The 13,911-nt window shown below is 25.0% G+C and carries 14 protein-coding genes; 13 read left to right on the top strand and 1 reads right to left on the bottom strand.

Features of this window, described 5'->3' with window-relative positions:
- The first annotated feature begins 1 nt into the window (after position 1).
- From CRU95_RS08370 to CRU95_RS08325, 10 genes are all read left to right on the top strand, one after another.
- The gene (locus tag CRU95_RS08370) at positions 2 to 1,375 is read left to right on the top strand and encodes a glutamate synthase subunit beta (protein ID WP_129100691.1); all 1,374 of its coding nucleotides are present in this window, start codon (positions 2 to 4) and stop codon (positions 1,373 to 1,375) included.
- A gap of 175 nt (positions 1,376 to 1,550) precedes the next feature.
- The gene (locus tag CRU95_RS08365; RefSeq protein WP_013136050.1) at positions 1,551 to 1,805 is read left to right on the top strand and encodes a YfhL family 4Fe-4S dicluster ferredoxin; all 255 of its coding nucleotides are present in this window, start codon (positions 1,551 to 1,553) and stop codon (positions 1,803 to 1,805) included.
- A 3-nt stretch (positions 1,806 to 1,808) separates the two neighbouring features.
- Positions 1,809 to 3,278, top strand: coding sequence for a Ppx/GppA phosphatase family protein (locus CRU95_RS08360; protein WP_129100690.1), 1,470 nt, complete (start codon positions 1,809 to 1,811; stop codon positions 3,276 to 3,278).
- A gap of 3 nt (positions 3,279 to 3,281) precedes the next feature.
- A complete protein-coding gene (gene waaC / locus CRU95_RS08355; RefSeq protein ID WP_129100689.1) occupies positions 3,282 to 4,301 on the top strand; it encodes a lipopolysaccharide heptosyltransferase I in 1,020 nt (339 codons plus the stop codon).
- Positions 4,285 to 5,187, top strand: a complete 903-nt coding sequence (locus tag CRU95_RS08350; RefSeq protein ID WP_129100688.1) for a lipid A biosynthesis lauroyl acyltransferase — start codon at positions 4,285 to 4,287, stop codon at positions 5,185 to 5,187. Before waaC ends, CRU95_RS08350 begins: the two co-directional genes overlap by 17 nt.
- Before the next feature lie 5 nt (positions 5,188 to 5,192).
- Entirely contained in the window at positions 5,193 to 5,978 is a 786-nt protein-coding gene (locus CRU95_RS08345) for a kinase (protein ID WP_129100687.1), read from the top strand.
- Complete coding sequence (locus tag CRU95_RS08340) at positions 5,978 to 7,987, top strand: LTA synthase family protein (RefSeq protein WP_129100686.1); 2,010 nt, start codon at positions 5,978 to 5,980, stop codon at positions 7,985 to 7,987. The genes CRU95_RS08345 and CRU95_RS08340 overlap by 1 nt, the downstream gene beginning before the upstream one ends.
- Positions 7,984 to 9,162, top strand: a complete 1,179-nt coding sequence (locus CRU95_RS08335; RefSeq protein ID WP_129100685.1) for a glycosyltransferase — start codon at positions 7,984 to 7,986, stop codon at positions 9,160 to 9,162. Before CRU95_RS08340 ends, CRU95_RS08335 begins: the two co-directional genes overlap by 4 nt.
- Positions 9,155 to 10,174, top strand: a complete 1,020-nt coding sequence (locus CRU95_RS08330; protein ID WP_129100684.1) for a hypothetical protein — start codon at positions 9,155 to 9,157, stop codon at positions 10,172 to 10,174. Before CRU95_RS08335 ends, CRU95_RS08330 begins: the two co-directional genes overlap by 8 nt.
- Positions 10,175 to 10,199: 25 nt before the next feature.
- A complete protein-coding gene (locus tag CRU95_RS08325) occupies positions 10,200 to 10,835 on the top strand; it encodes an HAD family hydrolase (protein ID WP_129100683.1) in 636 nt (211 codons plus the stop codon).
- A gap of 39 nt (positions 10,836 to 10,874) precedes the next feature.
- Here the strand turns inward: CRU95_RS08325 and CRU95_RS16605 are convergent, their stop codons facing one another.
- Positions 10,875 to 11,012, bottom strand: coding sequence for a hypothetical protein (locus CRU95_RS16605; RefSeq protein WP_164969754.1), 138 nt, complete (start codon positions 11,010 to 11,012; stop codon positions 10,875 to 10,877).
- Positions 11,013 to 11,070: 58 nt separating this feature from the next.
- On the opposite strand from CRU95_RS16605, the gene CRU95_RS08320 reads away from it, so the two are divergent.
- From CRU95_RS08320 to CRU95_RS08310, 3 genes are read left to right on the top strand one after another with little or no spacing between them, the layout of a single operon-like run.
- Positions 11,071 to 12,090, top strand: coding sequence for an O-antigen ligase (locus CRU95_RS08320; protein ID WP_164969753.1), 1,020 nt, complete (start codon positions 11,071 to 11,073; stop codon positions 12,088 to 12,090).
- Complete coding sequence (locus CRU95_RS08315; RefSeq protein ID WP_129100681.1) at positions 12,074 to 12,811, top strand: glycosyltransferase family 2 protein; 738 nt, start codon at positions 12,074 to 12,076, stop codon at positions 12,809 to 12,811. Before CRU95_RS08320 ends, CRU95_RS08315 begins: the two co-directional genes overlap by 17 nt.
- Entirely contained in the window at positions 12,808 to 13,911 is a 1,104-nt protein-coding gene (locus tag CRU95_RS08310) for a glycosyltransferase family 4 protein (RefSeq protein WP_129100680.1), read from the top strand. The genes CRU95_RS08315 and CRU95_RS08310 overlap by 4 nt, the downstream gene beginning before the upstream one ends.

The following is a 13,911-nucleotide window of genomic DNA, read 5'->3' as shown; positions in this document are numbered from 1 at the left end:
GATGTTAAACTTTACTAAATTTGAAAGAATAAGTCCTGAAAAAAGAGATGTTCTACAAAGATTAAAAGATTTTGGTGAGATATATGAAGTTTTTAGTAATGGAAGAGCAAAAGAACAAGCTGATAGATGTATGCAATGTGGTGACCCGTATTGTCATACTGGATGTCCTTTAGGAAACTATATTCCTGCATGGTTAAAACAAACAGCAAATAAAAATTTAGATTTAGCATTTGCTTTATCTAATGAAACATCTCCTTTCCCTGAAATTTTAGGAAGAATCTGTCCTCAAGATGTTTTATGTGAAGGTGCCTGTTCTTTAAATACTGGACATGGAGCTATTTCAATAGGAGCTATTGAAACTCATATTAGTGAAAAAGCTTTTGAGAAAGGGATGGAACCAAAATATCCAGGAATAAATAGTGATAAAAAAGTTGCAATTATTGGTTCAGGACCAAGTGGTTTATCAGCAGCTACTTTTTTACTAAGACGAGGTATTCAAGTTGAGCTTTTTGAGAGATCTGATAGAGCAGGTGGACTTTTAACTTATGGAATTCCAGGATTTAAACTTGATAAAACTGTAGTTCAAAGAAGAGTTGAATGGTTAATAAAAGCTGGAATGAAATTACATTTAAATTGTGAAATAGGAAAAGATAAATCTGCAAAAGATTTAGAAGAAGAGTTTGATGCAATTTATCTTGGAATTGGTTCTACTTTAGGTAACTACACTGGTATTGATGGTGAAAAATCTTCAAATGTACATTTAGCAATGGAATTCTTAACAGCTGTTCAAAAAAGAAATTTTGGGAAGACAACTGAAAACTTTATTGATGTAAATGGGAAAGATGTAATTGTAATTGGTGGTGGTGATACTGCTATGGACTGTGTACGAACTTCTGTAAGAGAAGGTGCAAGAACAGTTAAGTGTCTTTACAGAAGAGATGAAGCAAATATGCCTGGTTCTAAAAAAGAAGTTGTAAATGCAAAAGAAGAGGGTGTAGAATATGTATTTAATGTTTCTCCTAAATCTTTTGTTGTGGAAGATGGGAATGCTGTTAAAATTGAATTATTAACTACTTCTATGAGTGAAGCAGATGGCTCAGGAAGACAAAAAGTTGTAATTAATGAAGGAAGTGAATATTTTGAAGAGGCTGATGTTATAATTTTAGCCTTAGGATTCAAGCCAGAAGTTCCAACATTCTTGAAAGATTTAAAAATAAAAACTAATTCATGGGGTGGAGTAGAAACAGATAACTATATCACTTCTAATAAAAAAGTTTATGCCGGTGGAGATTGTCAACGAGGAGCTCACTTAGCTGTAACTGCCTCACTTGATGGAAGAGAAGCTGCAAAAATAATTCTTTCTAAGCTTTTATAAAAAGAAGAGTATTTTATACTCTTCTTTTTAATAAAAATAAAATTTATACCTTTAAATATCGTTAAATTTCTTATTTTTAGCAAAACTGTTATAAAAGTTAGTCTGAATAAAGAAATTTTTAATAAATATTAGGTTATAACTCCATAATTTAATTTTAAAAAATAGGAATTTAAGTATGTCTTTAATAATCACAGATGAATGTATCGCTTGCGATGCATGTAGAGAAGAATGTCCTAACATGGCAATTGAAGAGGGTGATCCAATTTATATAATAGATTCTGACAGATGTACTGAATGTGTAGGTCATTATGAAGAGCCTGCGTGTGTTGAAGTTTGTCCCGTTGACTGTATTATAGTTGACCCAGATAACCAAGAAACTATGGAAGAATTGAGATTTAAGTATAATCAACTACAGGAAGAAGAGGTATAACAAATGGCTAAGATTACAACTGTTATAGACATTGGGTCTAACTCAATGCGTATGGTTGTGATGCAAAAAAGTAGCCGTTTCGCTTTTCATCTTGTAAACGAAACAAAAGCAAGAGTTAAAATCTCTGAAGGCTCGTATGAAAATGGTGGGAATTTACAAGAAATTCCCATGGAAAGAGCTTTTAACTCTTTAAAATCCTTCTTAAATATCTCAAAATGTTTAAAATCTAGAAAAATCTTTTGTGTAGCAACTTCTGCTATGAGAGATGCTCCCAATTCAAAAATCTTTGTAAATAGAGTAAAAAATGAATTAGGTTTAGATATTAAAGTAATTGATGGTACAAAAGAAGCATATTTTGGTGGAGTTGCTGCTTTAAATTTAATAAAAGCTGATGATTTTGTAACTGTGGATATTGGCGGGGGATCGACCGAATTTGCAATAGTTAAAAATAAAAATATAGAGCATGTTTTATCTTTAGATATTGGAACAGTTAGGTTAGGGGAACTGTTTTTTTCTAAAGGAGATATGGAAGGTGCTAAAAAATATATTTTAAATAAACTAGAAGAACTCAAATCTTGTGGATATGAAATACCAAGTACTGTAATAGGTATTGGTGGAAGTATAAGAGCTTTGAGTAAAGTTATTATGAAAAAAAATTATTATCCTTTAGATGTTCTTCATGGCTTTAAATATAATGTAAATTCAAATATAGATTTATTTGAAGCTATATTTAACTCAAAAAATAATAATACTTTGAAACTCTTAGGTATAAAAAAAGATAGATATGACACAATAAAAGAGGGAACTTTTATCTTCTCTACTATTTTAAATGAGTTAAATATACAAGAAGTTATAACATCTGGAGCAGGTGTTAGAGAAGGCGTTTATTTAACTGATTTATTAAGAAACTCTAATTGTAAATTCCCAAATAATTTTAATGTAAGTGTTCGAAGTCTGCTTGATAGATTTCAAGTTGATGAAAAAACAAGTGCGTATAATGGTGCAAATGCAAGAAAAATATTTGATGTGTTAAAACCAATTCATCAACTAGATGATAAATATAGAACTCTGTTAGTAATTGCCTCAAAACTCCACTCTATTGGGAATAGTCTAAACTTTTATAAAGGAAATGACAGTACGGCTGATTTTATATTAAATGGCTTAAATTATGATTTTTTACACAGCTCTAGAGTTACAGTTGCTCATATTATAAAATTTTCAAAAAAATCATTACCAATGCAAAGAGACATAATCCGACATAAAATGCTTCTACCTCCTTTAGAAACTATGCAATGGCTATCTTTTATGATATCTTTAAATCTTCTAATTAACAATGACCTATCAGCACCCAAAGTAGAGTATAATTTAAAAGATAGTATACTATGTATTGATATGGATTGTGACATTTATCTAGTAAAAAGTGAAATAGATAAATTACAAATGCCAAAGGGCATTAAAATCAATATAAAGTAGTTTATGAATCAAATTAGAAAGCTTGCAATTGTAAAACTGTCTGCAATGGGTGATATTATTCATGCCATGGTTGCTTTGCAATTTATAAAAAAAAATAATCCAAATATTTTAATTGACTGGTTTGTAGAAGAGAGTTTTTCTCAAGTTTTAGACAACAACCCACACATAGATAATATTTATAAACTAAATTTAAAATCAATCAAAAAGAATAAACTAGAAATATTTAATCAAATAAAACTAATAAAAAGTTATTCTAAAAATAATTATGATTTAGTTATAGATGCACAAGGGTTGATTAAATCAGCAATAGTATCAAGGTTATTATCAAAAGATGTTGCTGGATTTGATAAAGAATCAATTAGAGAAAAAAGTGCTTCGTATTTTTATAATAAAAAAGTATCTATATCTTATGAAAAAAATACAATTGATAGAAATGCAAAAGTAATATCAAATCCTTTAGGTTTTGATATTACTTCTAAAATGATATTAGAAAAAGACCCTTTTTTATTTTATAAGGATGAAAATAAAATAATCTATGACTATTTAAGTAATGATAAAAAGAATATTCTTTTTATCATTGGTGCTAGTTGGAAAAGTAAGATGTATTCTAAAGAAAAATTCGCTAAAATTGCTAATAATACAAATGAGAATTGTTTAATTGTTTGGGGAAGTGAAGAAGAAAAAAAGATTGCAGAATATATTGAAAGGCATTCATGTGCTCAAATAATGCCAAAGCTTGATTTGAATACTTTAAAAGCATTAGTTAGTCATTCTCATCTAATCATAGGGAATGATACAGGACCTACACACATGGCATGGGCCTTAAATGTACCTTCAATTACCATATTTGGTAATACACCTGGGTATAGAAATACATATGAAACAAAAATAAATAAAATTCTTGAGTCAAACTCAAAAGTTAACCCTCATAAATTAGATAAAAGTGATTTCTCAATTAAAGATGTAGATGAGAAGTATATTGTTAAAGTAGCAAAGGAAATTCTTTATGAAGAGAAAGATTAAAGATTATTATAGATATGTTTTGTATAAATTTTTTAGATTTATATTTATTATAACTCCACATTCTATTTTAAAACCAATACTTATATTTTCAGCAAAATTAGTTAATAAATATAATAAAAGATTTAATAAAGTGGTAGAAGCAAATTTGTATTTAGCTTTTGGAAATACTCTTTCACAAAAAAGAAAAGAAGAAATAAAGTTTAACTCTTATAAATCTTTATTTTTCAATATGTATGAATTTATAGAAAATCAAAAGATTTCAAAAGAGGATCTTTTTAAAAAGGCTAACTTTGAAAATGAACATTACATTATAGATGCAATTAAAAATAACAGAAAAATTATATTTATTACTGCGCATTATGGTGGGTGGGAAATTGCACTTCCGTATGTTGCCTTAAAATTTGGTACGCTAGCCGTTGTAAATAGAAAAATGGATAATCCTTTAATAAATAAGCTTTATATAGAAGCAAGGGATAGAAATAATATAATAATGTTAGAAAAGAAGGTAGCAGCAAAAGGTATGTTAAAAGCTCTTAAAAACAATAATCATGTTGCTGTTGTAATTGATCAACACATAAAAGATGGAGTTGAAGTAGAATTTTTTGATAAAAAAGTACTTGCAACTGATGCTACTTCACGATTATCATTAAAGCTCGATGCAATAATAATTCCTATTTTCTCTGTAATGAATGATTTTAGAAATTATACTTTAAAGGTCTATGAACCTCTTGACCCTAGAAATATTGAGTTTAAAACTGAGGATAAGATAAAAGAGTTTACAAAAATGCAATCAGATATTATAGAAATACAAATAAAAGAAACTCCTGATTTTTGGTTTTGGCAACATAAGAGATGGAAGAAATTTTATAAAGAAATTTACAAGTAATCAATATGAATAAAGAGTTTGAGATATTTGCTTTAAATGAGTATAAAAATAGTTCTTTTGATATACTTTCTTTTTATTATGAGGATAAAAAATATTGGCTAAAGAAAGCAAGAGCTACTAAATCTTCTTTAAGTCACAAAATTTATTATAAACTTTTTAAATTAGAATTAATTGCCCCTGTTGAAGAAAAAAGTGCAAAAGAGGCTTTAGTATTTGAAACTAATAAATTAATTAAATTTAAAAGTTTAGGTATAGATGTTCCTTCTATCATTTTTAAAAACGAAGAATTTTTTGTATTAGAAGATAGTGGGAAGAATATAAATTCATATATTAGAAAAAGAGATGCAAAAAAAGAAGATATAAACTTTTATATTAAAGAATCTATTAATGCAATAACTAATATTCATATAAAAAATGAATATCATGGTGGGGCTCAGGCAAGAAACTTAACTTATAAAAATCAGAAAGTATATGCTATTGATTTGGAAGATAGTTTTGATGAAAGAAATATTGATTTAAAAACATTACAGTTTCGTGATTTTTTACTTTTTTTATTATCTTTAACAAAAATTAGAGCAAAAGTTGAAATAGATTATGAAAACTTAATTAATAAATATATTGAACAAACAGGAAACTGTGATTTTAAAAAAAGATTAAATAAACTTGCAAAAAAAATATATTTTTTTATTAAATTAAGTAAAGTTAGCTTTATAAGAAAACGACTCGGGAATGATGTACTCTTATTTTTTAAACTTTTTGATATTTTATATAATTTGAAGGATGATATTTAATGAACGATAATATAATGTCTAGGGTACTTAATATATTTAAAAAACTATTATTTGTACACCTTGTTTTTTTGATTTTTATGTCTATTTTTAGGCTGTATTTTTTTAATTATTACTCACCAATAGATGATTTAAGTGAGTTTTATTCAGATATTTTCAATGCTTTTTTATTAGGTTTTAGAATTGATTTGACTGTAATTGGATATATTCAAGTTATACCTACACTTTTTTTGATATTTTTATATTATATTAAAAAAGAAAAATTGATAGTTTATTTTGAAATTTTCTTAGTATATTATTTATTTATTTGTTATTTATTAGTAAGTATATTTTTGGGTGCAGATTTTGGGTTTTACTCATACTTTAAAGAACATATAAATATTATATTTTTTGGTCTTATGGATGATGATACTAAAGCTTTACTAGTTACATTTTGGCAAAATTATAATGTAATTATGATTCTATCTGTATTTTTTGTATATTTAGTTTTACTTTTTATTTTAATAAATAAAATATTCAAGATTAGTAATAAAAATTATAAAACATTTTTTGGTATAAAATATTCAGTAATTATATTTCTAATTTTCTTTATATTAAATTTTCTAGCAGTTAGAGGAACTTTTGGAATGTATCCTTTAGGTAAAATGGTACCTAATATATCAACAAATGAGTTTATCAATAAAGTATCTCAAAATGGAGTTCGAGCATTTACAAATGCTTTAGATGCCCGAGAAAAATATTTATCAAAACATTATGATTTAATACAAAGTACAGGATATAAAAATAATATTGAAAAAGCTTTTGAAGTGTATAAAGGTAATTCAAATATTGATAAAAAGAATCTTTTATCAAATATTACAAATCAAACATTAAAGATAGACAATAAAGATTATAATGTAGTTGTAATAATGGTAGAGAGCTTTGGTAAACCTATATTAAAATATCAAAGTGATAAGTTTAATATATTAGGATCTTTAAAAAAACATTTTGAAGAAGATACTTTATTTACTAACTTTATTTCAGAAGGTGATGGAACAATATCTAGCTTACAATCAATGATTTTAAATATACCCCATAGACCAGGTTCTTTTGCCTTTTCTCAATCTATTTATAAGCAAACACCATTTACTTTTTCACCTGCATTTTTATATAAATCAAATGGATATGAAACAAGTTTTATTTATGGTGGAGACTTGACTTGGAGAAGTTTAGGGCAATTTCTAAAATACCAAAGTTATGATCATGTAGAAGGTAAAATTAATATTTTTAATAGTTTAAAAGATAAATCAAAAAGTGATGACTTTTATTTCCACCCATGGGGAATTTATGATCAGTATTTAATGTCTTATATTTTAAATAAACTTGAAAATTCTAAGAAAAAACAATTAATTGTTGCTTTAACAACGAATAATCATCCTCCTTACAATGTTCCAGCAGATTATAAAAGAAATAGTTTAATATTTAGTGATGACTTAAAAAAACACATTACTGGAGACTTGGATTTAGCAAAAGAGAGATTTGCATCATATGCTTATGCCATCGATCAAATTGGTATTTTTTTAGATGAATTTAAAAAAACAAAATTTAAAGATAATACAATTATTGCAATAACTGCTGATAATAATACAATTGATGGAATAATGAAGTATGATAATAATAAAGTATTAAATTCAAAAAATATTCCTTTGTATTTTTATATTCCAAAAGAGTTAAAGGAAAAATTAAAAATAGATACAAAGGTTGCAGGATCACACAAAGACATATTCCCTACATTGTATAATTTGACATTAAAAAATCAAGAATATATCTCTATTGGAGAGAACTTATTTGATAAAACAAAAAAACACTATGGGTTCAATGGTTCTTTGATAGTCAATTCAGAAAGTGAAACTAAAAAATTTAAAAGTTTTAGTGAAAAAAAACAACCACTGTTAGAGTATTATAAAGCTTCTTTAGCAATCTCTCAATACTTAATAGAAAAAGAGTATAAAAATCATAAAGGTAAAAAATGAGAATTGCAGTGATTGTAAGAAGTTTAAAATATGGAGGAATGGAAAGAGCTGCTTGTAATCAATCAGATGCCTTCTATTTAGCTGGACATGAAGCTGATCTAATTTATTTTTCAAATAAAGAAAAGAACATAATGCCAAATCAAAAGGCTGTTAATGTTATACAGATTGATTTAAATTCAATGATGAAAAGTTCTTTAATTGGTCGCTCATGGGATATTATTTCAAAATTATCAAATATGATATTAAGGAAAACATATCCAGTAGTTAGTGGTATTTATACTAGTAAAATTTTTGAAGAAAAATTTAAAGAACTTGAGAAGAATAAAAAGTATGATTTGATTTTAATTAGAGGTCAAGGTACATTTGAACAAATTTGGAGATTTAAAGATAAAAGAAGTGTAAGAATTTGCGTAAATGTTTCAAAAAAGAATTATTCAACTTTTATTGATAAGATAATGAGTCGATGCTACTATAATAATGTAAAAGTTAATTGTAACTCAGAAGGGTCAAGAGAATTTTATGTTGAAAAGTTTAAAAGAGAAAATATAGATGTTATTTCTTTAGATACTATAAAAAATCCATTTTTTACTCAAAAAGTAATTGATTTATCAAAAGAAAAAAATAATAAAATACCAAATACCCCATATATCTTAGGGTTGGGAAGATTAGTTAAAACAAAAAATTTTGGATTATTAATAGATAGTTATTATGAATTAAAAACTAAATATAATTTAATGCATAAACTCATCTTAGTAGGAGATGGAGATGATAAAGCTATTTTGGAAGAAAAATGTAAATTTCTAAATATTATCGATGATGTCATATTTACTGGTTATCAAAGTAATCCTTACCCATGGATTAAGAATTCTGAAATTATCGTTTTTACTTCTAAAAAAGAAGGATTGTCTAATGTTTTAATAGAGTCTATGTGTTGTAAAACTAGAATATTGATAACAAAGTCTCCGGGTGGAATGTTAGAAATGATGCAAGGTAACTTATCTAATAATATAGCAGAAAATAATAAAGATGATATTGCACTAAAGATCAATAATATCTTAAATAAAGAAAAAGAGTTTTATTATAGTGATTATGAAAAATTGTTATCATTATTTAATCCATCTGAAGTTGTAAAAAAATGGATTGATATGTATGTAAAAAAGGATTTAAATGTTTGAAGAACTTGATACCTTAGATAAATCAAAAAAGTACAATATTTTTATTGTAAGAACACCATTTCAATTTATAAATGCTTATGAAACATTAGACTATTTTAAAACAGAGAATAATATTTTAATTATTATAGATAATGGTACGGAAAATAATAAGAAGCAGTTGAGTGAATTGATTGAGCATAACTTTTGGACTACAATAATGCGTTTTGGAGATCAAAAATCTAGTAATTTTATGAATTATGTTAACTTAATTCATAAAATAAAAAAAATAAGTGTAGAATATTTATTTATGAGCAGTGGATTTAATAAAATGCAACAAATTCTGATTGCTAATATTAATTCAGAAAAAACATGTTTTTTTGATCAAGGTACAGGAACTATTCTAACTTATAATTATTTTAAAAAAAATAATATAAATAAACTTAATTTAAAAAAGTTAAGATTTTTATTTCTAGGATTAAAAATAAAAATCAATAAGCAAATTGATTTTTTTACAATGTTTGATTTTGAAAAATTAAATAAATCTAATATATATAAAAATAACTATGATTTTGTGAAGAATAAATATAATTTAAATAATAAAGAATTAAAAAATGAAGTTTTTATTATTGGACAGAAATTAGTCAAATCTAAAATGGTAAGTCAAGAAGAATATTTCTCTTATTTGAATAATATTTTAGAAAACTATAAAGAATATAATATCAACTATTTGATGCATAGAACAGAAGATAAAGACTACTTAATTAATAATAATTTCGACAAAAAAATGAATATATTAGATAGTACAAAACCTGGTGAGTTGTACTTCTTAGAGTTAGATTATCAGCCTAAATATATAATTGGTAATGTCTCTGCGTTATTAATTTCATTGAAATATATTTTTAAGGATATAAATATAATCTCATATAAGTTTAATAATGCAAAATTTTTAAATAATGAAGGATATATTTTATCATATGATAATATGAAAAAAAGTGGAATAAAAATAGTTGATAATAATTATTCAAAAATGTAAATAAATGGGTATTAGGAAATAAAAAATGGTAAAAGTGATTTTTTTTGATTTTGATGGTGTTATATTAGACTCAATGCCAATTAGAGATTATGGTTTTAAAAAAATATTTAAAGAGTTTCCCCAGAAAGAAGTTGAAGATTTTTTAGTTTATCATAATAATAATGGTGGTTTATCAAGATTTCATAAAATAGAATATTTTTATACTAATATTTTAAAAAAAACTATTTCAGAAAAAGAAATTGAAATATATGCTAATGAGTTTTCTGAAATTATGAAAAATGAACTTATTAACAAAAAGTACCTTATTTCAGATACTTTAAATTTTATTAGAAAAAATAATGATAATTTTATCTATCACATTGTTTCAGGTTCTGAGCAAAAGGAATTGAGATTTTTATGTAAAAAATTAGATATAGATAAATACTTTAAATCAATAGAAGGTTCGCCTACTGTTAAGAATGATTTAGTAAAAAATATTTTAGATAAAGAAAAATATAAAAAAGAAGAGTCAATTTTAATTGGAGATAGTATAAACGATTATGAGGCTGCTTTGATAAATGGCATAAGTTTTTTTGGATTTAATAATGCTTCCTTAAAAGATAAAGGTCAATATTTAGATAGGTTTATAAATTTAGAAGGAATATTGAATGGGAAGCTTTAAATTAAAAAATTTAGATTGGTTTGTAATTTATATTTATATTTATTTATTTACAATACCTTTGCATTTTGCAAATGCGCAGGTTCCAATATTATCTGGAATTCTTTTTATTTGGGCAATAATTAAATTTAAAAAAGAATTTCTTCTTAAATTGAAAAGCATAAGCACTTTTTTACCCATTCTATTGCTTTTTTTATTTTTTGGCTATTGCTATATTAGTATTTTATGGAGTAATCCTATGGCTGAAGGATTAAAACATATAAATACTTTTCATAAATATTATTTTCTCTTTATTCCAGTACTTTTGGTCTCTTTAAATAAAGACCAAACAATAACTGCAATAAAAGTTTTAACTATAAGTTTTGGATGTTATTCTGTATATTCAATATTAATTTATTTAGGTTTTTTTAATAATAATGAATATGGATTTAATCCAAATAATCCAACTGGACATTTAAGATATTTAATCTCTACTCAATATATGATATTTGGAACTTTTTTATCAGCATTGTTTCTTTATTATTCTCAATCAAAAAAAGAAAAAGGACTTTTTATATTAATTGGATTATTGTGTTTTTTTGCTTTATTTATAAATAATAGTAGAACTTCTCAATTGTCTTTTTTCTTAATTCTTTTAATTTTTAGTTTACTTTTTTTAAAAAGATATATTTTTAATATTAAAGCATTAGTGTTAATATTTTTATTATTATTCTCATCTATATATTTTTTGTATGAAAATAATAAATTAAGTAGATTTGAAAATGCATATAATGAGTTAAATTATGTTATTAATAACCAAGAGTACAAAGGTTCACTAGGTGTTAGATTATATTTTAACAAAGTAGGACTAGATATTTTAAAAGAAAATTTATTTTTTGGAACAGGTCCTCATGATAATAGAATTCTACTTCAAGAAATAGAGAAAAATGATCCCAACTATTTAGGTGATGGAGGAAATGGCAGAATTATAAATCATTTTCATAGCGAACAAATGGATACATTAACTGCATATGGATTAATTGGATACTCTTTATTATTTTTTAGTATAATTTTTTTGGTTTATTCTTTAAGAAAACAACCTTTATATTATTATCAAAGTTTAGCAGTATTTTTATCACTATTTTTTAATTCATTTGCAAATAAAACACTATCTGTTAGACCACTAAATTATGTATATATAGTATTTTTTTTACTTTTTGCCATAATTGCATTTAAATCAAACGAAGAAGAAAAGGAAAAAATTGAAAATAACGGCTAATATAATTACTTTAAATGAAGAGAAAAACATTGAAGCTGTTATAAAATCAGTTCAAAAAGTTTGTGATGAGGTTTTAGTAGTTGATTCTTTAAGTACAGATAAAACATGTGAAATTGCAGAAAAACTTGGTGCAAAAGTCATAAAACAAGAGTATTTGGGTGATGGTCCGCAAAAAGCTTTTGGAGAGCCTTTTGCAAAAAATAATTGGATACTTAGTATAGATGCTGATGAAAGACTTGATTTAAATGCAATTGAAGAGATTAAAAAGATTGATTTAGAAAATACACCTTATGATGGATTCTCTTTTGCAAGGAAAACTTATGTTGGTGATAACTTTATAAAACTTTGGTATCCAGATAGAGTTACAAGATTGTATAATAAAAATAAATGTGCATACTCAAAAGTAAAAGGTCATGCAAAAGTTGAAGCTAAAAATATATGTGATTTAGAAGCTGATATGCTTCATTATTCTTATACAGATTATGTTCATATGATAAGAACAACAGAAAAGTTTATAAAAAGAGGTGCCCAAATTTCTTATGATGCTGGAAAAAGAGCTTCATCATTTGACCCTTTTATCCATGGTGTTGGAGCTTTATTTAAGGCACTAGTTTTAAAAGGTGGTGCTTTTCATGGAATACATGGTTGGAATGTAGCTGTTATTTCAGCATTTAGTTCATACATGAAATATGCTTTAATGCTTGAGTTACAAAAAAAATGAAAAATAAGAATATTTTAGAAGTATGTCTTTCTCCTGATTTAGGTGGATTAGAACTTTATATGGCTAATTGTTCAAATGCTTTATCAAATAAGTTTGATGTTTCATGTGTAGTTGCTAGTAATTCAAAATTAAAAACTTATATAAATAATTTAGAAAAGTATGAATTAAAAAGAAATAGTAGTTTTTCTTTATTTAATTCTTTTAGATTATCGAAAATTATTGACAAGAAAAAAATCGATATCATTCATATTCATTGGACAAAAGATATTCCAATAGTTGTTTTAGCTAAATTATTTTCTAAAAGAAAACCCAAAATAGTTCAAACAAGACACATGACTATGACTAGATTTAAAAGTGATTTTTATCATAAGTTTTTATATAAAAATATTGATACAATAATTTGTGTCACTAAAGCTTTAGAAGAACAAATAAATAAGTTTATTCCTAGTGATATTAGACCTAAAACAAAGTTAATATATTTAGGTGTAGATGAGGTTGACTTTTTAAAAGAAGAAGAGATTACTAATTTTAAGCAGAATTTAGATGTTAAAAATTCATTTATGATAGGTTTAGTTGGAAGAATAAATGAATTTAAAGGACAACATCTTTTAATTGATGCAATGAAAGAGTTAAAAGCAAAAAATTTAGATATTAAGTCATATATTGTTGGTCATGCAATGAGCAAAGAATACTTAGAAAAATTAAAAGAAAAAGTAATTGAAAACAATCTACAAGATGTAGTAAATTTTCTTGGTTTTACAAAAGAACCTCATAAATTCATGCAAGCATGTGATGTGATTTTGATGACTTCCAAAAATGAAACCTTTGGCTTGGTTATAATAGAAGCTATGAAAAATAACACAGCAGTAATTGCTTCAAACTCGGGTGGAGTATTAGAAATCATTGATGATAGAAAAAATGGACTATTATTTGAAAATCAGAATTTTCATGATTTAGCTTTAAAGATTGAAGAATTATATAATGATAATAAGTTATTAAATATTCTTATAAATAATGCTAAGACTAAAGTAAATGAAGAGTTTAATAATAAGAAACAATTTGAAAAATTGATTGAAGAATTAAATGAAATAGGGGATTAG

This window comes from Arcobacter sp. F2176 (assembly GCF_004116465.1).
GTDB lineage: Bacteria > Campylobacterota > Campylobacteria > Campylobacterales > Arcobacteraceae > Arcobacter > Arcobacter siniprincipis.
This window is presented reverse-complemented; position numbering and strand designations above follow the sequence as displayed.

Coding starts and splice junctions, on each gene's coding strand:
- CRU95_RS08370 (WP_129100691.1), top strand. CDS start 2: ATGTTAAACTTTACTAAATTTGAAAGAATAAGTCCTGAAAAAAGAGAT.
- CRU95_RS08365 (WP_013136050.1), top strand. CDS start 1,551: ATGTCTTTAATAATCACAGATGAATGTATCGCTTGCGATGCATGTAGA.
- CRU95_RS08360 (WP_129100690.1), top strand. CDS start 1,809: ATGGCTAAGATTACAACTGTTATAGACATTGGGTCTAACTCAATGCGT.
- waaC (WP_129100689.1), top strand. CDS start 3,282: ATGAATCAAATTAGAAAGCTTGCAATTGTAAAACTGTCTGCAATGGGT.
- CRU95_RS08350 (WP_129100688.1), top strand. CDS start 4,285: ATGAAGAGAAAGATTAAAGATTATTATAGATATGTTTTGTATAAATTT.
- CRU95_RS08345 (WP_129100687.1), top strand. CDS start 5,193: ATGAATAAAGAGTTTGAGATATTTGCTTTAAATGAGTATAAAAATAGT.
- CRU95_RS08340 (WP_129100686.1), top strand. CDS start 5,978: ATGAACGATAATATAATGTCTAGGGTACTTAATATATTTAAAAAACTA.
- CRU95_RS08335 (WP_129100685.1), top strand. CDS start 7,984: ATGAGAATTGCAGTGATTGTAAGAAGTTTAAAATATGGAGGAATGGAA.
- CRU95_RS08330 (WP_129100684.1), top strand. CDS start 9,155: ATGTTTGAAGAACTTGATACCTTAGATAAATCAAAAAAGTACAATATT.
- CRU95_RS08325 (WP_129100683.1), top strand. CDS start 10,200: ATGGTAAAAGTGATTTTTTTTGATTTTGATGGTGTTATATTAGACTCA.
- CRU95_RS16605 (WP_164969754.1), bottom strand. CDS start 11,012: ATGGGTAAAAAAGTGCTTATGCTTTTCAATTTAAGAAGAAATTCTTTT.
- CRU95_RS08320 (WP_164969753.1), top strand. CDS start 11,071: ATGGCTGAAGGATTAAAACATATAAATACTTTTCATAAATATTATTTT.
- CRU95_RS08310 (WP_129100680.1), top strand. CDS start 12,808: ATGAAAAATAAGAATATTTTAGAAGTATGTCTTTCTCCTGATTTAGGT.